At 60.7% G+C, this 24,362-nt stretch carries 16 protein-coding genes; 10 read left to right on the top strand and 6 right to left on the bottom strand.

Features of this window, described 5'->3' with window-relative positions; all coding sequences use genetic code 11:
* Positions 1-248: 248 nt before the first annotated feature.
* Positions 249-7,367: a retention module-containing protein gene (locus tag ACIPLA_RS23075; protein WP_401176260.1), complete on the bottom strand. Its 7,119-nt coding sequence runs from the start codon at positions 7,365-7,367 to the stop codon at positions 249-251.
* Positions 7,368-7,959: 592 nt separating this feature from the next.
* Between ACIPLA_RS23075 and ACIPLA_RS23070 the strand changes: the two genes are divergently transcribed.
* The 3 genes from ACIPLA_RS23070 to ACIPLA_RS23060 all read left to right on the top strand — a co-directional run bounded on the left by ACIPLA_RS23070 (position 7,960) and on the right by ACIPLA_RS23060 (position 13,078).
* The gene (locus tag ACIPLA_RS23070) at positions 7,960-9,318 is read left to right on the top strand and encodes a TolC family outer membrane protein (protein ID WP_218397815.1); all 1,359 of its coding nucleotides are present in this window, start codon (positions 7,960-7,962) and stop codon (positions 9,316-9,318) included.
* Positions 9,319-9,460: 142 nt separating this feature from the next.
* Positions 9,461-11,620, top strand: coding sequence for a type I secretion system permease/ATPase (locus ACIPLA_RS23065; protein ID WP_218397816.1), 2,160 nt, complete (start codon positions 9,461-9,463; stop codon positions 11,618-11,620).
* Between the two features lie 93 nt (positions 11,621-11,713).
* Positions 11,714-13,078 carry an HlyD family type I secretion periplasmic adaptor subunit gene (locus ACIPLA_RS23060; protein WP_401176255.1) on the top strand — a complete coding sequence of 455 codons (1,365 nt, stop codon included), beginning with the start codon at positions 11,714-11,716 and terminating at the stop codon, positions 13,076-13,078.
* A gap of 139 nt (positions 13,079-13,217) precedes the next feature.
* Here ACIPLA_RS23060 and ACIPLA_RS23055 read toward each other — a convergent pair whose 3' ends face one another.
* Both ACIPLA_RS23055 and ACIPLA_RS23050 read right to left on the bottom strand, forming a co-directional pair.
* Positions 13,218-13,814 carry a tRNA-uridine aminocarboxypropyltransferase gene (locus ACIPLA_RS23055; RefSeq protein WP_401176253.1) on the bottom strand — a complete coding sequence of 199 codons (597 nt, stop codon included), beginning with the start codon at positions 13,812-13,814 and terminating at the stop codon, positions 13,218-13,220.
* 4 nt (positions 13,815-13,818) lie between these two features.
* On the bottom strand, positions 13,819-14,712 hold the full coding sequence (locus ACIPLA_RS23050) for a LysR family transcriptional regulator (protein WP_008013540.1): 894 nt from the start codon (positions 14,710-14,712) through the stop codon (positions 13,819-13,821).
* Between the two features lie 367 nt (positions 14,713-15,079).
* Here ACIPLA_RS23050 and speB point away from each other — a divergent pair, with 367 nt between their 5' ends.
* From speB to ACIPLA_RS23020, 6 genes are all read left to right on the top strand, one after another.
* A complete protein-coding gene (gene speB / locus ACIPLA_RS23045) occupies positions 15,080-16,030 on the top strand; it encodes an agmatinase (protein WP_030131905.1) in 951 nt (316 codons plus the stop codon).
* A 9-nt stretch (positions 16,031-16,039) separates the two neighbouring features.
* A complete protein-coding gene (locus ACIPLA_RS23040) occupies positions 16,040-16,462 on the top strand; it encodes a nuclear transport factor 2 family protein (RefSeq protein ID WP_218397821.1) in 423 nt (140 codons plus the stop codon).
* 54 nt (positions 16,463-16,516) lie between these two features.
* The gene (locus ACIPLA_RS23035) at positions 16,517-18,028 is read left to right on the top strand and encodes a purine-cytosine permease family protein (RefSeq protein WP_401176249.1); all 1,512 of its coding nucleotides are present in this window, start codon (positions 16,517-16,519) and stop codon (positions 18,026-18,028) included.
* 189 nt (positions 18,029-18,217) lie between these two features.
* The gene (locus ACIPLA_RS23030; protein WP_401176246.1) at positions 18,218-19,597 is read left to right on the top strand and encodes a sodium:solute symporter; all 1,380 of its coding nucleotides are present in this window, start codon (positions 18,218-18,220) and stop codon (positions 19,595-19,597) included.
* An 86-nt stretch (positions 19,598-19,683) separates the two neighbouring features.
* A complete protein-coding gene (locus tag ACIPLA_RS23025) occupies positions 19,684-20,409 on the top strand; it encodes an MBL fold metallo-hydrolase (protein WP_401176243.1) in 726 nt (241 codons plus the stop codon).
* 55 nt (positions 20,410-20,464) lie between these two features.
* Entirely contained in the window at positions 20,465-20,716 is a 252-nt protein-coding gene (locus ACIPLA_RS23020) for an acyl carrier protein (RefSeq protein WP_401176241.1), read from the top strand.
* Positions 20,717-20,902: 186 nt separating this feature from the next.
* Here the strand turns inward: ACIPLA_RS23020 and ACIPLA_RS23015 are convergent, their stop codons facing one another.
* Together ACIPLA_RS23015 and ACIPLA_RS23010 are read right to left on the bottom strand one after the other, a co-directional pair.
* A complete protein-coding gene (locus ACIPLA_RS23015) occupies positions 20,903-21,031 on the bottom strand; it encodes a PA1414 family protein (RefSeq protein WP_007905120.1) in 129 nt (42 codons plus the stop codon).
* A 139-nt stretch (positions 21,032-21,170) separates the two neighbouring features.
* Positions 21,171-22,064: a putrescine utilization regulator PtrR gene (locus ACIPLA_RS23010; RefSeq protein ID WP_192343938.1), complete on the bottom strand. Its 894-nt coding sequence runs from the start codon at positions 22,062-22,064 to the stop codon at positions 21,171-21,173.
* Between the two features lie 104 nt (positions 22,065-22,168).
* Here ACIPLA_RS23010 and ACIPLA_RS23005 point away from each other — a divergent pair, with 104 nt between their 5' ends.
* A complete protein-coding gene (locus tag ACIPLA_RS23005) occupies positions 22,169-23,359 on the top strand; it encodes an MFS transporter (protein ID WP_401176236.1) in 1,191 nt (396 codons plus the stop codon).
* Here the strand turns inward: ACIPLA_RS23005 and ACIPLA_RS23000 are convergent.
* The gene (locus ACIPLA_RS23000) at positions 23,295-24,227 is read right to left on the bottom strand and encodes a DMT family transporter (RefSeq protein ID WP_063341262.1); all 933 of its coding nucleotides are present in this window, start codon (positions 24,225-24,227) and stop codon (positions 23,295-23,297) included. The two genes, ACIPLA_RS23005 and ACIPLA_RS23000, sit on opposite strands and share 65 nt — an antisense overlap.
* Positions 24,228-24,362: the final 135 nt, after the last annotated feature.

Here is a 24,362-nt window from a genome sequence, read left to right as displayed (position 1 = left end):
CAAAAAACCAGGGCCGGATATTCTGAATCCGGGCCTGGCTTTTTTGCTTCAGGGACACAGGGTTGGTAGATCAAAAGATCGCAGCCTTCGGCAGCTCCTGCGCGCGATTGTGCTCAACCGCGATAGGGGCGGTGAACACCGAATCTGTAGGAGCTGCCGAAGGCTGCGATCTTTTGACTTTGAAAACCCCAAACAACAAAAAGCCCGCCATTTCTTTCCAAAGAAATGGCGGGTTTTGTACTTTCAGATCACACGGTATCCACCTTCAACGAATGGTCATTGAGCATGCCGTTGATGATCGTCGCCGTATCCGCACCGCCGGCAATCACCCCGCCCGCCCCGGGGGTGACGCCGTAGTGGCTGGCCAGGTTCACGCCGGCAAGGTCGATGGTCTGGTTCGGCGTAGCGCCGGCCATGGCGCTGACGTCGATGCTGGTGATGACCGATGCACCGCTGCCGCTGACAGTGAAGTGCAGGTAGTCATCCAGCGATGCCGCGGTGCCGTTTTCTCCTTGCAGCAGTTGCGACAGGTCAAGTTTGTCGGTGCCTGGGGTGAAGTCGGTGATGACGTCGTGGCCGCTGTTGCCTTTGAGCCACTGGAAGGTGTCGGCGCCGCTGCCGCCGGTGAGGGTGTTGTTGCCCAGGCCACCGATCAGGAAGTCGTCGCCGCCCCCGCCGTTGAGCACATCGTCACCCAGACCGCCGTTGATGATGTTGCTGTTGTTGTCACCCATGAGGCTGTCGTTGAAGTTTGAACCAGTGAGGTTTTCGATGCCGGTCAGGGTGTCGGTGCCCGCGCCAAGGGTGTTTTGCGCGGTAATCAGGCTCAGGTCGGCGATGACCCCGGCGGTGGCATGGGCGTAGCTCGCGGTGTCGTTGCCAGTGCCGCCATCGAGCAGGTCATTGCCCGCTCCGCTGAACAGCAAGTCATTACCGGCGCCACCGTGCATTTCGTTGTTGCCTCCACCTGCGGTGAGTACGTCGTTGCCGTCGCCGGCATTGATGACGTTGTTGCCAGCGCCCGCCACCAGTACGTCGTCACCTGAAGTGCCGGTCAGCGTATGGCCGTCCTGATAGCTGATGGTCACATTGGCCGAGTCGCTGCCGCCGTGGTTGTCGTTGGCGGTGTAGGTACCGTGGAAGTCCGGCGTGGTGTCGTGGGCTCCGGCGTAGTTGACGGTCATGGTCAACTGGTAGTTTTCCGACCCCTTGCCGCTGTTGCCCGGGCCACCGTCGTCGATGTTGGTGATGTGGATCTGGTACGTGCCGTCCGCCGAGGCGGTGATGGTCTGGCCGTCAGCGATGGCAATGAAAGCGCCGCCGTTGACCGAGTACTCCATGGTGACGTGTCCGGCCGCAAGGTTGTGGTCCAGGTTGAGGGTTTCACCCTGCTTGAGGTTGACGGTGATCTGATCCTCGTCGTTGGTATTGTTGTTGCTGACCGCCCCCAATGCCCCGCTGACTACCAGTACCGCGGTCATGGCTGCCGTGTTGGCGACGAATGCGCTGCGGGCGATGGTCACTGCCTGGGTATTTCCAGTGAAACTGAAGTTCGGGTTGGTGCCGGTAAAATCCCCGCCCTTGGCTGCCCAACCGGTATTGAAGATGGTCGGCGTTACCGTGAGCGCATCGCCATTGACGTCGCTGTCGTTGGCCAGCAGCAGCTCACCCGGCACCACAATGCTGCCCGACAGAATATTGGTGATGACATGGTCATCGACCGCCACCGGTGGCGTGTTCGGAATCACGTTGATCACCAGCGTGGAGCTGGCCAGATCGCCGTCGTTGTCGCTGGCAGTGAAGCCAATGTGTTCGGTGATCGTCACGGCCGTGGTTTTCTGCGAGAGGTAGGTGTACTCGCCGGTGTCGAGGTTCACCAGCAGCGTGCCGCTGTTGTCGGTGGCGATGCTCAAGGTGTTGTTGGCGGTGTTGAAGGTGCCGTGGTTGACGCCGCCGCTGAAGATCAGCGAACCCTGATTGCTGTTGCCTTTGGGGTCATAGGTATAAGTGGTGCCATCGACGGTGATGGTTTTGATGAAGCCGCCATCGGCGCCGAACGTACCGCCCTCGCCCTCGCCCAGCAGCAAGCCGGTGACCGGCGCGCCTTGCACGGTGCCCGAGAGTACCGAGTTGAGTTGATTGAGGTCGGTCACTGCCACGGCATTGGTGTCGGTGTGCGTGCTGCCGTCATAGGCCACTGGATCGAGGCTGTCATTACTGACGCCGCTGCCCAGGCCGATGGCGTAGTTTTTGATGCCATTGGCGTCGAGGAAGGCTTTGAGCGCGGTCTCGTCCGCGGTGCCGATGTCACCTTCATTGGGTTTGCCATCGGAGAAGAAGTAGCCGACGTTCTGCGCCCCGGTGAGTTTGCCCGAGGTATCGAACGCGGTTTGCATGGTCGCCACGGCCACGTCGTAGTTGGTCCCGCCACCCGCCGTCAACGTCGCGATGATCGACTTGGCCGTCGCCACATCGACCCACACCGAGGTCTGGTCCGTGGCGCTGCTGCTGAAGGTGACGATCTGCACCTTCACGTCGCCCAGATTGTCGTACTTGTCGAGCAGTGCGCTGATCGCCTGCTTGGCCAGCTCCAGTCGCGACAGGCCCGATACACCGGAGGGATCGTCCATGCTCCCGGACACGTCGATCACCAGCAGCAGGTTGGAGTCGATCTGCACCGCGGGCACCGAACGGTCCGAGGCGACGGCGTTAGACGGCACGTCATCGACGATGCTGACCACAAGGGTGCCGGTGGTGCTGTTGCCCACCGAATCGGTGGCGGTGTAGGTGAAGCTTTCGTTCAGGGTGTTCGCGCCGTCGTTGGCGTTCGGCGACGTTTTCGGCGCCGAGGTCAGGGTGTAGGTGTAGCTGCCGTCAGGGTTGAGCAGGATTTGCCCGTAGGTTCCGGTGGCGCTGCCGACCAGGGTGTAGATGATTGCGCCGGTGGCGCCGGTGACCGCACCGACCAGCGTACCGGAGCCGGTTTCACCGGTGTGGCCAGGCTCGCTGCCGGTAACCGTGCCCGCGGCCAGGTCTTGGCCGTCCTTGGTCAAATCCAGGGCTTTTTCGTAGACGGTCACGTCGGTATCGGGGACCGTTACGAGGCAGTTGTTGTGGACGTCGATGGTCAGGATGGTGGTGCTTTCATCGCCATCGGCATCACGCACGGTGTAGGTGAATACATCCGTGGCACCCGCCTCGCCGACCGAGTTCGGATTGCTGTGGTACACGGCGTTGCCGTTGGCATCCAGCGTCAGGTAGCCGTAGGTGCCGTTGATTTGCGTGTTCAAACCGCCGATGGCCGAAGTCGAAGTGTCGCTTCCTGCGCGCACGCCGACCACTGCACCGCCCACTGCCGGGCCGTCAGCACCGAGCACATCGTTGTGCAACACGTTGCCGCTGACCGTACCGCCCTCTACCACCGCGACTGAATCGCAGTAAGCAGTCGGCACGTCATCGACGATGGTGATCACGATGGTACTGGTGACGCTGTTGCCTAGAGAATCGGTGGCCTGATAGGTGAAGCTTTCGCTCAGGGTATTCGGTCCGTCGTTGGCATGGGGCGTAGTCGCGGGTGCGGACGTCAGGGTGTAGGTGTAGCTGCCATCCGGGTTGAGCAGGATTTGCCCGTAGGTGCCAGTGGGGTTACCGACCAACGTGTAAGTGATTGCGCCAGTGGCGCCGGTGATGGAACCGACCAGCGTGCCGGAAGCGGTTTCGCCGGTATTGTCAGGGTCGCTACCGGTAACCGTGCCTGCTGCCAGGTCCTGGCCATCCTTGGTCAAATCCAGCGCTTTCTCCTGAACCGTCACGTCGGTATCGGGGGGCACAACGAGGGAGCAGTTGGCCACGTCGATGGTAATGGTCGTGGTGCTTTCATCGCCGTCGCCATCGCGCACGGTGTAGGTGAACACGTCAGTAGCGCCCGGCGCGCTGACCGAGTTCGGACTGCTGTGGTACACGGCGTTGCCGTTGGCATCCAGCGTCAGGTAGCCGTAGGTGCCGTTGATTTGCGTGTTCAAACCACCGATGGCCGAGGTCGAGGTGTCGCTACCGGCGCGCACGCCGACCACTGCACCACCCGACGCAGGGCCGTCAGCACCGAGCACATCATTGCCCAACACATTACCGCTGACGGTCCCGCCCTCCGCCACCGCGACTGCATCGGCATGAGCGGTGGGTACGTCATCGACGATATTGATCACGATGGTGCTGGTGACGCTGTTGCCCAAGGGATCAGTCGCTTGATAGGTAAAGCTTTCGCTCAAGGTGTTCGGCCCGTCGTTGGCGTGGGGCGTGGTCGTTGGTGGGGAGGTCAGGGTGTAGGTGTAGCTGCCGTCGGGGTTGAGCAGGATTTGCCCATAAGTCCCGGTGGCGCTGCCGACCAAGGTGTAAGTGATCGTGCCAGTGGCACCGGTAACCGAGCCCACCAATGTACCGGAGCCGGTTTCACCGGCATTGCCCGGCTCGCTGCCGATGACGGTGCCTGCTGCAAGGTCCTGGCCATCCTGGGTCAGATCCAGGGCTTTTTCGTTAACCGTTACGTCGCTATCGCTGGCTGCTACGAGGGTGCAGTCCGCCACGTTGATGGTGATGGTTGTGGTGCTTTCATCGCCATCAGCATCGCGCACGGTATAGGTGAACACATCCGTGGCGCCCGGCGTGCTGACCGAGTTCGGGTTGCTGTGGTACACGGCATTGCCGTTGGCATCCAGCGTCAGGTAGCCGTAAGTGCCGTTGATTTGCGTGTTCAAGCCACCAATAGCCGAAGTCGAGGTGTCGCTGCCGGCGCGCACGCCGACCACCGCACCACTGAGCGCCGGGCCGTCGGCGCCACCGACGTCATTGTTCAGCACGTTACCCGAGGCCGTGGCGCCCTCGGCGATCGTGGCGAGATCAGGGTTGGCGGTGGGCAAGTCATCGACGATGTTGACGTTGATCTGACCCAATGCCGTGCTGCCATCGACGTCGGTGGCAACGACGTCGATGTTCTCGGTGATGCTGTTGGTGCCGTCGGCGTTCGGATGGGTTTCGTTATCCGTCAGGGTGTAGCTGTAGCTGACCACGCCGGTGGTGCTGTTGAAACCGGTGATCGTCAGCGTATTGCCGAGCGCGGTGACAATCGATTGCGGGAAGCCTGCGGCCACGCCACCGGTGACTACCGCGATACCTCCCACGGTCAGGGTTTGCAAACCGTCGAGGGCGGTGACGGTGAAGGTGCCGCTTTGGGTCAGGGCCGGGGTGTTGGGGCTGGTGCCGTCGCTGAGGTTTTTCTCATAAACGTTGAGTTCACCACCGTTGACGTTCAGGCCATCGAGGGTCACTGGGTCATCGTTGTTATGGATGTTCAGCACCAGCGTGGCGGTGCTGGTATCGCCATCGGAATCGGTGAGGGTGTAGACGAAATTCTCGGTGCCGTTGCCCCCGCCGTTCAGGGCTTTGAAATCTGCATCGCTGGTGTTCAGGGTGTAGGTGTAGGTGCCGTTGGGGTTGAGCACCAGCGTGCCGTAAGTCCCGTTGAACGTACCGCCGATGATCGGCCCGCTGTCGGGGCCAGCAGGAATGCGGTCGGCGCCCTGGATGTCGTTGGGCAGCACGCTGCCGGTTAACGTCAGCAGGGTTTCCGAGGCGGTGTTGGCATTAATGTCGTCCACGGCTTGTGGCACGTCATCGACGATATTCACATCGAGAATGCCGTGGGCGGTGGTGCCATTATCGTCCACCATGGTTACCGCAAATTGCCCGGTGAGTCTGTCGGCGCCGCTGGCATCCGGGTGCGCGTCGTTAGCGTTGAGGGTGTAGCTATAAGTGATCACGCCGGTCGCACGGTCAAACCCGGTGATGGTCAGCGTATTGCCGAGCGGCGTGACGAACGATTGCGGGAAGTCTGCAGCCAGACCGCCAAGCACCACGTTGATTGCACCTACGCTAAGGGTTTGCACGCCGTCTGGCGCCGTGATGGTGAAAGTGCCGCTCCGGGTCAGCGCCGGCGCATCGGGATCACTACCGTCAGCGAGGTTTTTTTCGTAAACAGTCAACTCGCCGCCTTCGGCATTCAGCCCACCGATGATCACCGGGTCATCGTTGTTGTGAATCTCCAGCACCAGGTTCGCGGTGCTGGCGTCGCCATCGGCATCCGTCAGGGTGTAGGTGAAGGTTTCCGTGGCGCTGCCGCCGCCGTGCAAGGCTTTGAAATCCGCATCGCTGGTGTTCAGGGTGTAGGTGTAAGTGCCGTTGGGGTTGAGCACCAGCGCGCCGTAAGTCCCGTTGAACGTACCGCCTATGATCGGCCCGCTGTCGGGACCGGTGGCAATGCGGTCAGCGCCCTGGAGGTCGTTGGGCAGCACGCTGCCGGTCAGGGTCAGCAGGGTTTCCGAGGCGGTATTGGCGTTGGTGTCATCAATGGCTTTGGGCACATCGTCAGTGATGTTGACGTCCAGCGAACCGGTGGCGGTATCGCCATTGCTGTCACTCGCGACCACGGTGAACTGTTCACTGAGGTTGTTGGCGCCATCGCCCGCCGAGTGGGTTTCGTTGCCGACCAGGGTGTAGCTGTAACTCACCACGCCGGTGGCCGGGTTATAGCCGGTAATCGTCAGGGTGTTGCCCAATTGAGTGGTGATCGACTGCGGAAAACCGGCGGGCACACCGCCACTGATCACGTTGATCCCGCCGATGTTCAGGCTGGTCAGCCCGTCAGCGGCAATGACTGTGAAGGTGCCGTTTTGAGTCAGCGCTCCGGGGTTGCTGGCCGAACCGTCCGCCAGGTGGGCTTCATTGAGGGTCAGTTCGCCCCCCGCCGCCGACAGGCCAATGAGGGTGACCGGGTTATTCGGTGCATCGCCGCTATCGCCATTGTCTGGATCAGTATCCCGGCGCTCCAGGAGGAATTCGGGAATACCGTTGAAGCCCGCGGTGGGGAAACCAATCGTGGGATCGACCCGGCCCGCCACTTCCTCCAGCAACACAAAACTGTGACCGCCGCCCAATCCACCCGGCGCGCCCGAGCCCGGTCCGGCGGCAGTGGCTTCGCCTGTTTGAGTCGGGTCGGCGCCGGCGGCAATGGCTTTTTGCAGCTGCTCGACATCGGTCAGTTGCGCCTGGCTCGGCGTCACCGCCTCAGAGGTCTCCACGTGCGGGACCTGATGCGCCAGTAATTGGGACGTCATCTGCAGGCTGCTGTCACGCCCCAGGGTCAGCTCCTGGCCATTTTTCAGTTGCACCGCCACCGCGCCTTCGGCCCCGGTGACCAGCTGCTCGCCGGCAAACAGCCGATCGCCCTCGACCAGGGTACGTCGGGTGCCATCACCCGCCACTGCATACACCTGACCGATGACTTTACTGACGATACCGATGAGCGTTGCCATGTGCATTTCCTCCGCTGCCAACTGCTGTCGGCATCCTGTTTGCGCGAAGAACGTGCCCATGGTTCAAGCAGGTTGGCCTGATGGATCGTTTGCCGAGAAAGCGTTTACCTGACGTAAACCACTGCCTCCCGACACTTTCGCCAGGCGTGTCGCTCGCAAGGGGAATTTCTGGATCGGGATAAAACCCTCTGCAATCAACGGCATCGGGATCCACTTCCAAAATAACCGCCCTGCTAACGATGCGTAACGGTTTTGAATCACTTGAGTGACAAAAAATTGTCGCCTCTAAACCGTCTCGCTTCCCTCCCCTCCAGCACTTCTTCGCTCTGTGTCGAAAAGTGAATTGAACTTTCCTCAAGCCCTTCGATGCTCCTGAGAGCTCATAAACAAAGGCTTTCGCATTGAACAATGTGCTGGATTTTTCAGAGCGCATAAGTTTTTTTCGGCATAAGCGTTATGAGAAATCCTTCTTAGCTTCGCGTCAGGATGTTCTTAGCTCTGTTGTAACAAGGGTGAGACGGTTTCACTTAAAAATAACGTCAAATATTTGGCGACTCACTAAGTACCATCAGGAAATCAGGGAGAGGCATCCATGCGCGTTTTAACCCCCCTCTGCAGCGCGATTTTGCTGGCCATGGCCTGCACTTCTCAGGCTCAGGCGATGTCATTGACCGAGGCGATCCAGAGCACCATTGCGACCCACCCGGAACTGGCGTCGCGGGTCGATGCCCGGCTCTCGGCCGACGAGCAGGTTAAAGTCGCCAAAGGGGGCTTTTATCCATCGGTGGATTTGAACGCCGGCTACGGGCGCGGGTACAGCGATAACACCACCACTCGGGCGCAAGGCAATCACCACACCGAAATCCTCAACTACACCCAATCGGAACTGCGCCTGCGGCAGATGCTGTTCGACGGTTTCAACACCTCCAACGAGGTCGCGCGCACTAAAGGCGTGGCCAACTCGCGAGCCTATTACGCTCAAGGCACCGCCCAGGATCTGGCCCTGCGCACTGTCGAGGTGTACCTCGAAGTGCTCAAACGCCGCGAACTGGTGACCCTGGCCAAGAACAACCTGCAAGCGCACATGCGGGTCAATGATCAGATAGGCCTGCGTACCCAACGTGGAATCGGCAGCAACGCCGACGCCGACCAGTCCACCGCTCGCCGGGCACTGGCGCAAAACAACCTCGACACCGCCGAAGTCGATCTGGCCGATGCCGAGACAAATTTCTACAGCGTCGTGGGGCGCATGCCCGATGAACTCGAAGCACCGCCATCGACCCGCGGCGAATTGCCCACCACCCTGCCGGAAGCCCAGCAGAGCATGGTGGAAAACAACCCGTACCTGAAATCCGCCCAGGCCGATGTGCAATCGGCCGAGAGCCAGTACGAAGTCGCCAAGTCGCCGTTCTACCCGCGTTTTGACGCTGAAGCAGCGGTGGGCGCGAATAACAATATCCAGGGCGACGAAGGCCACGACAACGAATGGCGAGTGGGTGTGGTGATGAACTACAACCTGTTCCGCGGTGGCAGCGACAAGGCCCGGCTGGCCTCCGATGCGCACCAGATCAACCAGGCGCTGGACATCCGCAACAACGCCCTGCGCCAGCTCAACGAGAACATCCACCTGGCCTGGAACGCCATGCTCAACGCCAAGAAACAAACTCCGACCGCCCGTGAATACGCCGAAACCACCACCCGTGTGCGGGCCGCGTATCAGGATCAGTTCGGCCTGGGTCAACGGACCTTGCTCGACGTGCTCGACAGTGAAAACGAGCTCTACAACGCCAACCGCCGCTACACCGAAGTGCGCTACACCGAGGAGTTTTCGATGTACCGCGTGCTGGCGAACATGGGTCAGTTGTTGAGCAAACAACGGGTGGTGCTGCCTGCCGATGCGATCGCCGCCACCGAAGTGAAAAACGAAGCTCGTTTGCCTGAACTGAAATGAAGTAGCTCAACGTGACCAATTGTGGCGAGGGAGCTTGCTCCCGCTGGGTTGCGCAGCAACCCCGAACACCGATTGAAGATGAAGACAGTGTGAGTGCTGCGCACTCAAGCGGGAGCAAGCTCCCTCGCCACAGGCAATCAATATGACCAGCATGGAAACCGGCAACACGGGTGTCGATCCGCGTCTGAGCTTCGACGACCCGCTTCTGGACGGTCTGTTGATTCTCTGCAAACTTCATGGCGCGACGGTCAGTCGCGCCAGCCTGAGTGCCGGGCTGCCAATGGCACACCAACGTTTGAGCCTGGACCTGCTGCCGCGCGCAGCGGCCCGGGCCAGTTTGCAGGCGCGTGTGCTGCGCCGTGAACTGGGGGAGATTTCCTCGCTCAACCTGCCTGTGATGCTGATCCTCAACCATGGCCGCTGCGCAATCTTGCGTCGCTTCGGCGATGACGGTCAGGCGCTGATTCTGCCGAGCGAAGCCGACGGTGGAGAACAATGGGTCAGCACGGACGAGCTGGCCGCCAACTACAGCGGCCAGGCCTTGTTCGCCCGGCCGCGGCATGAACTCGAAGATTTGCGCGCGCCGCTGGTGCCACGAGTCGAGGCATGGTTTCGCGACACGTTGAAGTTGTCGAAGTGGCTGTACAGCGATGCGATTCTGGCGAGTTTTCTGATCAACCTGCTGGGCCTGATGGTGCCGCTGTTCGTGATGCAGACCTACGACCGAGTGGTGCCGAACCAGGCCACTTCAACATTGTGGGTGCTGTCGATCGGCTTGCTGATCGGCACTGGCTTCGAACTGGTGCTGCGGGTGGTTCGCGCGCACTTGCTGGACACGGCCGGGAAGAAAACCGACGTGATTCTTTCGGCAACCTTGTTCGAACGCATCACCGGCATGGCGATGAAAGCGCGGCCAGCAACCATCGGTGGTTTCGCCCAGAGCATTCATGACTTTCAGGGTCTTCGGGAATTTCTCACCGCCGTCACCCTGACCAGCCTGATCGACCTGCCCTTCGCGGTACTGATGCTGGTGGTGATCGGCCTGCTCGGTGGCTGGCTGGTGGTGATTCCGCTGTTGGCCTTCCCCATCACGATCATCTTTGCCATGGTGATTCAGGCACGTCTGCGCGACACCGTGCAGAAGAGTCTGAGCCTCGGCGCCGAACGCCAGGCCCTGCTGATCGAAACCCTCGGCGGCCTGGAAACCCTCAAGGCCTGCAGCGCCGAAAGCGAACGCCAGCACAAATGGGAAAGCACCCACGGCGCCCTCACCCGCCTCGACAGCCACGCGCGCAACCTCTCGGCGCTGGCCACCAACGGCACGTTGTTCATTCAGCAGTTCTCCGGCATGGCGACCATCGTCGCCGGGGTCTACAGCATCATTGCCGGCAACCTCAGCGTCGGCGCGCTGGTGGCGACCTACATGCTCGGCAGCCGCGTGCTCGCGCCGCTGGGACAGATCGCCGGGCTGATCACCCGTTATCAGCAAGCACAACTGACCATGAAAAGCACCGATGCGCTGATGTCGTTGCCGCAAGAACGTGACGCTAAACAGCGGCCGTTGGAGCGCACGCAACTGCAAGGCGCACTCGACGTCAGCGGCGTGACGTTCCACTACAACGGCCAGAATGCTCCGGCCCTGGCCAACGTCAGCTTCAGCATGAAGCCGGGCGAGCGGATCGGCATCATCGGCCGCAGCGGTTCGGGCAAAAGCACATTGGCGCGGCTGGTGATGGGTTTCTATGCACCGGAAGAAGGCCAGTTGCTGCTCGATGGCCTGGACCTGCGGCAACTGGACGTCGCCGACCTGCGTCAACAGATCGGTTACGTCGCCCACGACCTGCCATTGCTGGCCGGCAGCCTGCGCGACAACCTGACCCTCGGCGCGCGCTACATCAGCGATGCCCGGATGCTCGAAGTCGCCGAACTGACCGGCGTCACCGAACTGGCTCGCCAACATCCCCATGGCTTCGACCGGCCGGTGGGTGAACGCGGTCAGTTGCTGTCGGGCGGGCAACGGCAAGCGGTGTTGCTGGCGCGGGCCTTGTTGCTCGACCCGCCGATCATGCTGCTCGACGAACCCACCAGCGCCATGGACAACAGCAGCGAAGACGTCCTGCGGCAAAAACTCCACGGCTGGATTCAGGGCAAAACCCTGCTGTTGGTAACCCATCGCACCTCGATGCTCAGCCTGGTGGACCGGTTGGTGGTGCTGGACAACGGGCGGATCGTCGCCGACGGCCCGAAAGAAGCAGTCATCGATGCATTGCGCAAGGGCCGTGTCGGCTCTGCGACGGTTTAGGGGCACTTTACGACGGCTTCGCCGCCGAGCGGGAGCAAGCTCCCTCGCCACAGGTTTGTGTTCGGCTATTTCTCTAACTGACGGGTATCGCCCATGTCTGCTCAAACACCGGATTCAGCGGCCCGAAGCTACCTCGGCAGTTTCAGCAAAAGTGCCGAAAGCGAATTCATGCCGGAAACCGCCGGCGCCTCGTTGCAGGATTCGCCGCGCTGGTCGCGGATCACCGTGTGGCTGGCGGCGGCGCTGCTGATCACCTCGCTGGTCTGGGCCAAGTTCGCCGTGTTGCAGGAAGTCACCACGGGTGAAGGCAAGGCGATTCCATCGAGCAAGATTCAGGTGATCCAGAACCTGGAGGGCGGCATCGTCACGGAAATCTTCGTGCGCGAAGGGCAAATGGTGAACAAGGGCGACACCTTGCTGCGCCTGGATGACACGCGATTTCTGTCGAACAAGGGTGAAAGCGAAGCGGATCGTTATGCACTGACTGCGCAGGTCGAACGGTTATCGGCCGAAGCGGAAGGTCGGCCGTTCAGGCTGTCTGCGGAAGTCATCGCCAAGGCGCCACAAGTGGCCGAGGACGAACGCTCGCTGTACGAACAACGCCAGCGCCGACTGGCCAGCGAACAGCGCACGCTGACCGAACAACTTCGGCAGAAAACCCAGGAACTGGCGGAATTCCGTTCCAAACAGGGGCAGTTCAGTTCCAGCCTGGCGCTGCTGCAACAAGAAATGAACATGTCGGCGCCACTGGTGGGCACCGGAGCGGTTTCGCCGGTGGAAATTCTGCGGCTCAAACGCAGCGCGGTGGAAATCCGCGGCTCGCTGAATGCCACGACCCTGGCGATTCCCCGTGCCGAATCGGCGATCAATGAGATCAAAAGCAAGATCGACGAGTCCGAACAATCCTTCCGTTCGGACGCGGCAAAAGAGCTGAACGAGAAACGCACCGACCTGTCGAAAATCACCGCCTCAAGCATTGCCATCGACGACCGGGTGACGCGCACCACCGTGGTGTCGCCGGTGCACGGCATTATCAAAATGCTGAAGGTCAATACCATCGGCGGCGTGGTCCAGCCGGGCAACGACATGGTGGAAATCGTGCCGCTGGAAGACAACCTGCTGATCGAAGCCAAAGTCCGCCCTCAAGACGTGGCGTTCCTGCACCCGGGCCAGAAAGCCATGGTCAAGTTCAGCGCTTACGACTACACGATTTACGGCGGGCTGAGTGCCAAGCTGGAGTTAATTGGCGCGGACACCATCACCGATGACAAGGGCAACAGCTTTTATCTGATTCAGGTGCGCACCGATAAGAATCATTTGGGCGGGGATGCGAAACCGCTGCTGATCATCCCGGGGATGGTGGCGACGGTGGACATTATTACCGGGGAGAAAAGCGTGCTGGATTATCTGCTTAAACCGGTGTTGAAAGCGCGGACTGAGGCGATGCGCGAAAGGTAGTCTTGAGTTGAGATTGTCTGTGATTGTTCTACCGCTTTCGCGAGCAAGCCCGCTCCCACAGTTGATCGCATTTCTCCTGAAGGAACTCGGTCTAATGTGGGAGCGGGCTTGCTCGCGAAGAGGCCCTCAGAAACAACGACTATTTCGGCCCATGATTGCGCTGAAAAACCTCCTCCCCCATCGCCGCAATCTGCCCCTCGATCAACGCCTCGAACGGTTTTAACAACGGCTCGAAAGTGCTCGGCGCTTCAAGCGTCTGCAACGCCTGCACAATCGCCTCCACCGTCGACAACGCCCCAGGCCCCGGAGCCTTGCGCAAGCGATAACGCGACACCCCGCCCTCGGCCAATGTCACCCTGGGCAACGCCGACAACAATGGATTGAGGTGCAGCATTTTGCGCGCCTTGCGCCAGGTGCCGTCCGGGACCACCAGCAATAGCGGTTCATCATGGGTGGTGTAAGCCTGCAACGGTTGTGCATCCTCGGCGGGAAACAGCAGCCGCGCCTGATAGCCCGGCTGATTCAACAGCACCGGCAAATCCTCGAACACCTCGCCAACGATCAACTCGGCATTCTTCAACCCCAACGCGGCCAATCGCGCGGTGTTCAGCGCATGGTTCACTTCGCTTGGATGCTGAAGCAGCAACACCCGGGTGCGGCTGTCGAGGCTCGGGATCAGCGGGCACAGGCAATGGGTTTGCGGGCGTAGACAGCGTGGGCACTGGATTCTGGACATCGTCTTAAGCCTGATTCAGTTGTGCTTTAAGCAGATCACGGAAGGTCTGGATCAGCGGTTCGCGGCTGCGGCCCCGGCGCACGATCATCGAGAACGGCGCCTGATAACCGAAGGTCGCCGGCAGCAGCACGCGTAAATCACCTTTGTCGGCCCAAGCCTGGGCGTAGTGCTCCGGCAAGTAACCGATGTAGGCGCCGGACAGCACCAGAATCAGCTGGGCTTCCATACTTTCCACAGTCGCCGCGCTGTGTTTGAAACCGTGGCGGGCCAGTTCCGCCTGGCTCCAATAGCCGCGACCGACCATGCGCTGTTGGGTGATGACTTGCTCGGGAATGCGCCGCTCGGTGAACAGCGGATGGCGGCTGCTGCAATACAGCCAGTGTTGCTCGCGGTACAGCGGCATGTAGACCAGACCGCTCATGCGCGTGGAAAAGGCACCGATGGCCAGGTCGAGGCGGTTGTCCTGCACGCCGAGTTGCAGCTCGTAGGGGCTCATGACCGACAGATGCAAATGCACCGCCGGGTGCTCCTGACTGTAGGCACCGATGGCTTCGGCGAAGGGCAAGGCCTTATCGCTGACGGTGGAGTCGATCACGCCCAGGTTCAAGGTTCCGCGCAGCTCGCCTTTGAGGGCGGCGGCGTATTGTTCGAAACCTTCGAGTTCGGCCAATAGACGCAGGGTTTCCTGATGGAACAACTCGCCCTTGCTGGTCAGGCTGAAACCACCGCGACCGCGATGGCAAAGCACCAGGCCCAAGGCCGCTTCGAGCTGGCTCATGTAAGTGCTGATGGCCGAGGTCGAGAGGTTGAGCTCTTGCTGGGCGTTGGCGAACCCCTGATGGCGGACCACGCTGACGAAGATGCGCAATAGTTTCAGGTCGGGTAAAGCGTTGGCCATGGGGGGGCTCCGGTTGCAAGGATACGCACGGTGCTTCTGTTGAAACACAACCCATGTGGGAGCGGGCTTGCTCGCGAAAGCAGTATGCCAGGCAACATTGATTTCGACTGACACGACGCCTTCGCGAGCAAGCCCGCTCCCACATGGGTTGTGGTGTTCAGCCTATGAATGACAGGCATCAGCGATTCTGTGCATGGCAGAAGTCTATCGCCGTCGCCGCCATTAGTTTAGAAAAATCTGAACTAAGTATTTGCCCGTAGCGATTCTTCCCGGTCACTACATTTCGCAGAATCGGCCCACAGCGGTGCCCGTCTCTCCCCGAGCGTGCAACCGACATAAATAAAACAACGACGATGAGGCCTTACCCGTGGACAAGATTCTTCACCAACCACTGGGCGGCAACGAAATGCCGCGCTTCGGCGGCATCGCCACCATGCTGCGACTCCCCCATTTGCCATCTGCTGCCGGCCTGGACGCTGCCTTTATCGGCATCCCACTGGACATCGGCACTTCCCTGCGCCCCGGCACCCGTTTCGGGCCGCGTGAAATCCGTGCTGAATCGGTGATGATCCGCCCGTACAACATGGCCACCGGCGCCGCGCCGTTCGACTCGCTGTCGGTTGCCGACATCGGTGACGTGGCGATCAACACGTTCAATCTGCTGGACGCCGTGCGGATCATCGAAGAGGCCTACGACAACATCCTCGAACACGATGTGATCCCCCTGACCCTCGGCGGCGACCACACCATCACCCTGCCGATCCTGCGTGCCATCCATAAAAAGCACGGCAAGGTCGGCCTGGTACACATCGACGCGCACGCCGATGTGAACGATCACATGTTCGGCGAGAAGATCGCCCACGGCACCACCTTCCGTCGCGCTGTGGAAGAAGGTCTTCTGGATTGCGACCGCGTGGTGCAAATTGGCCTGCGCGCTCAGGGTTACACCGCTGATGACTTCAACTGGAGCCGCAATCAAGGCTTCCGTGTGGTTCAGGCTGAAGAATGCTGGCACAAATCCCTGGCACCGCTGATGGCCGAAGTTCGCGAGAAAGTCGGCGGCGGTCCGGTGTACCTGAGTTTCGATATCGACGGCATTGACCCGGCCTGGGCACCAGGCACTGGCACCCCGGAAATCGGCGGTCTGACGACCATTCAAGCGATCGAAATCGTGCGCGGCTGCCAAGGCCTCGATCTGGTCGGCTGCGATCTGGTGGAAGTCTCGCCAGCGTACGACACCACCGGCAACACCTCGCTGTTGGGCGCCAACCTGCTGTACGAAATGCTCTGCGTACTGCCAGGCGTGGTCCATCGCTGAGGATCGGTCATGAGCGAACGTGATCAGGTACTCAACGCCGCCGCTGAGCTGGTGTCGGCCTTTGCTCGTAACGATCGCGAAGCTTACTTCGGCGCATTCAGCGTTGATGCCAGCTTCGTGTTCTACACCCTCGAGCAGCCCCTGCTGTCGCGCGATGCCTATCAGGCGTTGTGGGACACTTGGCGCGCCGAGGACGGCTTCGAGGTGCTGTCGTGCACCTCGAGCAACGCCTTCGTCAGCCTGCAAGGTGACGTGGCGATTTTCATCCATGACGTGGCCACCGAGCTGCGCATGCAAGGGGAGCAACACTTCAGCCAGGAGCGCGAGACGATTGTTTTCAAAAAACAGGCGTCTGGCCAAGAACAACAAGGCCTATGGCTGGCCTGCCACGAACATTTGTCCGCAATGCCGGAAGGGCTGCCACCCCCTTAGCCAAACAGGTGACGCTCACACACGATGAGCGCGCCTTTATGATCGGAGCAGATCATGAATAACAACAACAAAGACCAAAGCCTTACGCAAATCGAAACCCACGGGGTCGAACAGATCCCGGACAACGAACGCACCGCAGGCCCGACGGACTTGTTCCGGATGATCTTCGGCGGTTCCAACACCTTTGCCACCGCCGTGCTCGGCAGTTTCCCGGTGCTGTTCGGCCTGTCTTTCCAGGCGGGCGTCTGGGCGATTGTGCTGGGCGTGTTGCTGGGTTCGCTGATCCTTGCGCCGATGGGTTTGTTCGGTCCGCTTAATGGCACCAACAACGCCGTGTCGTCCGGTGCACACTTTGGCGTGCATGGGCGGATCGTCGGTTCGTTTCTGTCGCTGCTGACCGCCATCGCCTTCTTCTCGCTTTCGGTGTGGAGCTCGGGCGATGCGTTGATCGGTGGCGCAAAACGCCTGATCGGCCTGCCGGAAACCGACTTGACCCTGGGCCTTGCCTACGGTCTGTTCGCGATCTTGGTGCTGACGGTGTGCATCTACGGTTTCCGCTTCCTGCTGTGGGTCAACAAGATCGCGGTGTGGAGCGCCAGCCTGTTGTTCCTGTTGGGCATCTTTGCTTTCGCCGGTCCCTTCGATGTGAATTACGCCGGCAACGTCAGTCTCGGTCAACCGGGTTTCTGGGCGGCCTTCATCGGCGCTGCGCTGGTAGCGATGAGCAACCCGATTTCCTTCGGGGCGTTCCTCGGCGACTGGTCGCGCTACATCCCGCGTGACACCTCCAAGCGCCGGATCATGGCCGCCGTGGTGATCTCGCAGATCGCCACCTTCATCCCGTTCCTGTTCGGCCTCGCCACCGCCACTATCGTAGCGATCAAGGCACCGGACTACATCGCGGCCAACAACTACGTCGGCGGTCTGCTGGCGGTGTCACCAAGCTGGTTCTTCCTGCCGGTGTGCCTGATTGCGGTGATCGGCGGCATGTCCACCGGCACCACGTCGCTGTATGGCACGGGGCTGGACATGTCCAGCGTGTTCCCGAGGGTGCTGTCGCGGGTCAAGGCAACGTTGCTGATCGGCGTGATGTCGATTGCCTTCATCTTCATCGGGCGCTTTGCGGCGAACCTGGTGCAGAGCGTGTCGACCTTCGCCGTGCTGATCATCACCTGCACCACCCCGTGGATGGTGATCATGATCATCGGCCTGCTGGTGCGTCGCGGCTTCTACTGCCCGGATGACCTGCAAGTGTTCACCCGTGGCGAAAAAGGTGGCCGTTACTGGTTCACCCACGGCTGGAACTGGCGTGGCCTGGGTGCCTGGATCCCAAGTGCATTGGTGGGTTTGTGCTTCGTGAACCTGCCGGGGCAGTTTGTCGGGCCGCTGGGCAACCTCGCTGGTGGGATCGACATCAGCTTGCCGGTGACCCTCGGCCTGGCCTCCGTGGTGTACCTGACGCTGCTGAGCCTGTTCCCGGAACCGGCTGCGGTGTTCGGCCCCAACGATGCACGCAGCAAGGGCACGGATTCGCTCGGTAAACCGGCGATACGACAAGCCGCCTGATTCAACGCATTACCTGTGGTCAACGCATTACCTGTAGGAGCGAGGCTTGCCCGCGAAGAACGATGACGCGGTCTGCCTGGTGGACTGCGGCGCTCCCTTCGCGGGCAAGCCTCGCTCCTACAGGGGTCGGTTTTCCACAAAGATTGATTTTCGCCTCACCATAAAAAAGACAATCGGAGACACGCCATCATGGCTTTGGATTTATTCGTCGTACTCATCTACGCCGCCGCGATGCTGATACTCGGCTACTACGGCATGCGCAAGGCCAAGACCAACGAAGACTTTTTGGTCGCCGGTCGTAACCTCGGCCCGAGCCTGTACATGGGCACCATGGCCGCGACCGTTCTGGGCGGCGCATCTACCGTCGGCACCGTGCGCCTGGGCTACGTCCATGGCATCTCCGGTTTCTGGCTCTGCGCGGCCCTCGGTTGCGGGATTGTGGCGCTGAACCTGTTCCTCGCCAAACCGCTGCTGAAACTGAAAATCTACACCGTTACCCAGGTGCTGGAAAAACGCTACAACCCGATGGCCCGCTCCGCGAGCGCGGTGATCATGCTGGCGTATGCGCTGATGATCGGCGTGGTCTCGATCCTGGCCATTGGCACCGTGCTGCAAGTGCTGTTCGACCTGCCGTTCTGGCTATCGGTATTGGTCGGCGGTGGCGTGGTGGTGATTTATTCGGCGATCGGCGGCATGTGGTCCCTGACCCTGACCGACATCGTCCAGTTCGTCATCAAGACCGTGGGCTTGATGTTCATCCTGTTGCCAATCTGCCTGTACCGCGTCGGTGGTTGGGATGAGTTGGTGTTGAAACTGCCGGCAACCGCCTTCAGCTTCACCACGATTGGCTGGGACACCATCATCACCTACTTCATGATCTACTTCTTCGGGATCCTGATTGGCCAAGACATCTGGCAGCGTGTGTTCACCGTCAAGAGCGCCAAAGTGGCTCAGGTCGCCGGTACATTAGCAGGCTTCTACTGCATCCTTTACGGACTGGCCTGCGCCCTGATCGGCATGGCCGCTCATGTGCTGATCCCGGACCTGGACAACGTCAACAACGCCTTCGCCGCCATCGTCAAACTGTCCCTGCCGGACGGTATCCGTGGCCTGGTGATCGCGGCTGCCCTGGCGGCCATGATGTCCACCGCCAGCGCCGGCCTGCTCGCCGCCGCCACCACCCTGACCGAAGACCTGCTGCCGAAACTGCGTGGCGGTAAACAGTCGAGCCTGGGTGTGAACCGCCTGTTCACCCTGCTGACCGGCATCGCCGTGCTGGGTATCGCGCTGGTGGTAAACGACGTGATCAGTGCCTTGACCCTGGCCTACAACCTGTTGGTGGGCGGCATGCTGATCCCGCTGATCGGTGCAATCTTCTGGAAACGCGCAACCACCGCCGGCGCTATCGCCAGCATGGGCATGGGCTTCGCCACCGCGCTGCTGTTCATGGTCAAGGACGGTATGGACGCCAACACCCCGATCTACTACAGCCTCGGCGTAGGCCTGGTGAGTTTCGTGGTGGTCAGCTTGATGTCCCGTCGCCCGGCAGTGGTGGCGAGCGCCGCCTAAGCTTAAACATGACGACTTGATGCTTTCTTCGGCGGGTGTGGCGTCGGTTGCCACACCCGTTTTTTTTCGTCTGGAGAAAACCTTTGATGAAGATTGTTTCTCGCGATCAGTGGTTCGAAGTGAAACAGCTCAGCGACGGCATACGCCTGATTCACGAGCCTCACATTCGGCCCTTTTATCGCTGCAACCTCTGGCACATTCAGGGGCGTGACAAGGACCTGCTGCTGGACAGCGGTTCCGGGCTGGTGAGCCTGCGCGAGCAATTGCCGTGGATCACCGAACGACCGCTGGTGGCGGTGGCCAGCCATTGCCATTTCGACCACATCGCCGGGCATCACGAGTTCCCCGAACGGCTGGTGCACCCGGCTGAAGCGCAGATTCTGGCTTCTCCGGACGGTGAAAACACATTGAGTACGGCGTTCGTCGGCGACGACATGTTCGAGGCTCACCCCGACTGCCCGTTGTGCTACGCCGAATACCGGGTCAAAGCCGCACCGGCCACGGGTTTGATTGAAGAAGGCGACGTGCTCGATCTCGGTGATCGGGTCCTGCAAGTGCTGCACACACCGGGTCATTCACCGGGCGGCATCAGCCTGTATGAGGCGGCGACCGAAACCCTGTTCAGCGGCGACATCATTTACGACGGGCCACTGATCGAAGACGCCTATCACTCCAACCTCGACGACTACGCCCGCAGCCTGCAACGCTTGCGCGCGCTGCCGATCCGCACCGTGCATGGCGGGCATTTCGGGAGTTTTTCCGGGGAATATTTGCGCACGATGATTGACGAGTGGCAGCGCCGACACGCCTGAAGCCTGCTGTACTCAGCACCAGGGACAACAACAATGACGCCCTCGAAGAACAATCATGACAAGAGACGCCGTTCGTACAGCCGTGCACCGCTTCATCAGCCGCCTGCTGGAGGGCCGGGATGACTTCGACGACAACACCCGTCTGGTGCAGTTGGGACTGAATAAAGAAGATATTGAAGATCTGATTTTCCATCTGGAAGATCAGCTGGGATTGACAGCGTCTATCGCCGAAGAAGACCGGATGCTCAAGACTGCTACGACCGTCGACGACTTGAGCCGGTTTTTGATTGAGATTGGGCGGTATTGAGATGGGTTGCCATATACAACCGATATGACGAATGAACCTCTGTGGCGAGGGAGCTTGCTCCCGCTCGATTGCGCAGCAATCGCAAGCTGCATCCGTGCTCGACCTGATCCACCTCAGTGGCGATGAATGGGGCCGCTGCGCGCCCCAGCGGGAGCAAGCTCCCTCGCCACAGGTGATTTGCCAGATTTACCGACGGCGCTGCTGGCGGCGACGTTGTTCGTCGTCAGTGCGAATGGGTATGGGTTGCAGAGGCGGTTCGATCAAACCGAGTGCGACACCCAGGTCATGCAGCCAGTTTTGGATTTTCTCTTTCATGGTGCCCCCTTCAGGGTAGTGCCGAGCGGCTGAAGTTCTGTAGCCCCTTCGCACTGATAATAGTCCGAAGTCCTACGCAATGCTCGCCCAAGATCGCAATGATCTGTTACTAAATTGATCCAAATCCCAGAGCGTTGGTTCAAGCAATTGCCTGGGTCTGAATCGCTGCCGACGGATACACCGCCTGCTGCTGCTCGATCCATGCATTCAGGTTGGCCCCGACCATGCCTTTGCGCCACATCAGCCAGGTGGTCGCGCTGGCGAACGGCTCGGCCAACGGGTGCACCGCCACACTTTCGCGCCCCGGCAGACTAGCGAGCATCGACTCCGACATCAGCGCTACGCCGGAGCCGGCAATCACGCAGGCAAGCATTCCCGGATAAGACTCGATCTCCATCGCCCGGCCCATGGCTGCATGGTCATGGGCAAACCAGGCTTCCAGACGCATCCGATAGGAACAGCCCTGCCGAAACGTGAACACCGAACGTCCTTCGACATCCAGTGCACTGCGTACCGGCGGATGATCGGCCTCGCTGATCAATACCAGCCGTTCGTGGCATAACGGCACGCCGTCGAGCCCGGCCAGTTCCAGCGGACCGTCCACCAGCGCCGCATCGAGGCGCCCGGTGAGCAGACCTTCGAGCAATTCGCCGCTGGGGCCCGATTGCACTTGCAGGTTCACCGCCGGATAGCTGCGGTGATAACGCGCCAACAGCTCTGGCAGGTGAATTGCGGCGGTGCTGTACATGGTGCCCAGTACGAAGTCCCCGGCCGGTTGCCCGCCCTGCACTGCCGCGTGGGCTTCGTCGTGCAAGGCGAACAGCTTGGCGGTGTAGTCCAAGAGGACTTTTCCCGCAGGTGACAACTGCAAACGCTGACGCTCACGTACGAACAGTTCGACACCGAGTTGCTCTTCGAGCTGCTTGAGCCGGGTCGACAGGTTGGACGGCACGCGATGCAATCGTTCAGCAGCGCGGGTAATGGAGCCCTCCTGCGCCACCGCCTGGAAAATCCGCAATTGGCTGAATTCCACGCAATTCTCCAAATCAGAACAAGTTTCTCACTATTATTCATTTTTAAAGAAAGTCAATCAGTCCTAGCCTGACGGTCATTGATCCTCGAAACGGAACTCAGACCATGTCCCCTCTGATTCGCTTAACCGCGAGCTTCATCGCCCTGATGATGGCCATGGGCATCGGGCGTTTCGCCCTGACCCCGCAACTGCCGCACTTGCTCAGCGAAGGCCAGATCGACCTGACTGCCGCCGGTCTGATTGCCGCCGCCAACTACCTCGGCTACTTCGTCGGCGCGGTGGACGCGATGTTCGCTCGTCGCCCCGACCAGGTTCGTCGACGCCTGCTCGGCGGTTTGTGGCTCTGTGTGCTGCTGACTCTGGCCTCGTTCTGGGCCAACGGGTTCTGGTCGCATCTGGCATTGCGTTTCGGCACAGGCGTGGCCAGTGCGTGGGTGTTAGTGATGATTACTGCATTGAGTCAACCGTTGGCAGCGGCGGCCGGTCGTCCGCGGCTTGGCGCCCTGGTCTTTGCCGGGCCGGGTCTGGGGATTTTTCTGACAGGGTTGTTGGCCTTGGGCTCGAACCTGCTGGGGCAGACGTCCGCAGTCTTGTGGCTGGTGTATGCCGGAGTCGGGCTGGTGATGCTGTTGGGGATTCTGCCGTTCCTGCCGCAACCGGCCGCTCTTTCTACGGCGTCCCCGTCTGCCGTCACATCGGGTGCCCAAGGTGTCGGACTTTTACCGGTGATCTATGGGTTATACGGTTTGGGCTACATCATCCCGGCCACTTTCCTCTCGCAAATGGCCAGCGCGCAGTTCCATGGGCAATGGCAAGCCGATCTGTTCTGGCCATGCTTCGGTCTGGCGGCGGCAATCGGGGTGGTGTTGGTGAGCCTGCGTCGGCACAACCCGAATGCCACTCGCCATTGGCTGATGGCAACATTGTGGTTGCAAGCGGCCGGGGTCTTCGCCTGCCTGTTGGGTAGCGGTGCCGGCCTGGCGTTGGGGGTGATCTTGTGTGGCGGGCCGTTCCTGGCCTGCATGCAACTGGTGATGCAGCGCTCCCGGGAACTGGCGCCCCATGCCACCCAGCGCAACGCCGGGCTGCTGACCGCGTGCTTCGCCGTGGGTCAGCTCAGCGGGCCGTTGCTGGCCGCGCTGAGCAGTCATTTCAGCGGTGGATTGCAACCCGCGCTGGTGATCGCCGGCAGCGGTTTGCTCATCGCAGGAGGTTTGTTGCTGCGCCCGGTCAGGGCTGCCCAAGTGCTTTGCGCAAACGACGGCGGACCCACTGCTCTGCGCTCACAAAAGTGATCCCGAGCAGCACCAGCACCGCGCCGATCACAAAGTTCAGGCTCAGTTCTTCGCCCAGCAGCACCACGCCGAATGTGACGCCGAACAGCGGCGTCATGAACGAAAACACCGCCAGGTTCGCCGCCAGATAACGACGCAGCAGCCAGAACCAGGTCAGGTAACTGAAGAACGACACCACCAACCCTTGGAATAACACACTGGCCACGGCAACAGTGGTCAGGCTGACATGAGTGACCTGCCCGCTGAGGATCGCGATCAACAGCAGGCCGACGAAGCCGACGATCAGTTGATAAAACAGCGTCAGCGTCACCGGCGCTTCCGACAGGCGCGAGGCGCGCACCACCACGGTGGTCGCGCCCCACGACGCGCCAGCCAGCACGCCCAACGCATCGCCCATCAGCATGCGGTGGTCGAGGTTGTCCCACGACACGCCACCGGCAAACGCAATGGCAATGCCGATGAAGGCGAGAACAATCCCCAGCCACTGCACCGGTCTTAAACGTTCACTGGGCAGCAGCCAATGCACGCCCAATGCGGTGAAGATCGGCGCGGTATAAAGGAACACCGACATGTGCGCGGCCGTGGTCAATTGCAGGCCTTCGGAAATGAAGAAAAACTCCAGGCCAAACAACGCACCCGCCAGCAAGCCGCCGCGCCAGGTAGTGCCAACCTGATCCCAACCGCCCTTCCAGCAGATCAACAATCCTACGAGCAATGCGGAAATACCCGACCGCCCCGCCGCTTGCATGACCGGCGCGATGTCGGGCGCGGCCCACTTGATCATCACCTGCTGCACGCCCCAGATCAGACACAACCCGACCATCACTTGCAGGGCAAATCCATCGGCGCTACGCCGGGTGGCGCTCACCGGAACACCTCGACAACACAATCCATGGCAGTGACTCGACAGTAAAAGCAAAGCCCCGACCTTCTGGCTGAGCAGAGTGCCGGGGCGAAAAATTATGCCGTCGATTATTAACCAGATGGACAGAAAAAGGTGTCT

The sequence above is a fragment of the Pseudomonas sp. NPDC086112 genome (assembly GCF_044746425.1).
Classification (GTDB): Bacteria; Pseudomonadota; Gammaproteobacteria; order Pseudomonadales; family Pseudomonadaceae; genus Aquipseudomonas.
The sequence above is the reverse complement of the archived record's forward strand: the minus strand, read 5'-3'. Positions and strand labels throughout refer to the sequence as shown.

What these genes read in the sequence shown, in the direction of transcription:
- ACIPLA_RS23075 (WP_401176260.1), bottom strand. Translation starts at nt 7,367, where the DNA reads ATGGCAACGCTCATCGGTATCGTCAGTAAAGTCATCGGTCAGGTGTAT.
- ACIPLA_RS23070 (WP_218397815.1), top strand. Translation starts at nt 7,960, where the DNA reads ATGCGCGTTTTAACCCCCCTCTGCAGCGCGATTTTGCTGGCCATGGCC.
- ACIPLA_RS23065 (WP_218397816.1), top strand. Translation starts at nt 9,461, where the DNA reads ATGACCAGCATGGAAACCGGCAACACGGGTGTCGATCCGCGTCTGAGC.
- ACIPLA_RS23060 (WP_401176255.1), top strand. Translation starts at nt 11,714, where the DNA reads ATGTCTGCTCAAACACCGGATTCAGCGGCCCGAAGCTACCTCGGCAGT.
- ACIPLA_RS23055 (WP_401176253.1), bottom strand. Translation starts at nt 13,814, where the DNA reads ATGTCCAGAATCCAGTGCCCACGCTGTCTACGCCCGCAAACCCATTGC.
- ACIPLA_RS23050 (WP_008013540.1), bottom strand. Translation starts at nt 14,712, where the DNA reads ATGGCCAACGCTTTACCCGACCTGAAACTATTGCGCATCTTCGTCAGC.
- ACIPLA_RS23040 (WP_218397821.1), top strand. Translation starts at nt 16,040, where the DNA reads ATGAGCGAACGTGATCAGGTACTCAACGCCGCCGCTGAGCTGGTGTCG.
- ACIPLA_RS23035 (WP_401176249.1), top strand. Translation starts at nt 16,517, where the DNA reads ATGAATAACAACAACAAAGACCAAAGCCTTACGCAAATCGAAACCCAC.
- ACIPLA_RS23030 (WP_401176246.1), top strand. Translation starts at nt 18,218, where the DNA reads ATGGCTTTGGATTTATTCGTCGTACTCATCTACGCCGCCGCGATGCTG.
- ACIPLA_RS23025 (WP_401176243.1), top strand. Translation starts at nt 19,684, where the DNA reads ATGAAGATTGTTTCTCGCGATCAGTGGTTCGAAGTGAAACAGCTCAGC.
- ACIPLA_RS23020 (WP_401176241.1), top strand. Translation starts at nt 20,465, where the DNA reads ATGACAAGAGACGCCGTTCGTACAGCCGTGCACCGCTTCATCAGCCGC.
- ACIPLA_RS23015 (WP_007905120.1), bottom strand. Translation starts at nt 21,031, where the DNA reads ATGAAAGAGAAAATCCAAAACTGGCTGCATGACCTGGGTGTCGCACTC.
- ACIPLA_RS23005 (WP_401176236.1), top strand. Translation starts at nt 22,169, where the DNA reads ATGTCCCCTCTGATTCGCTTAACCGCGAGCTTCATCGCCCTGATGATG.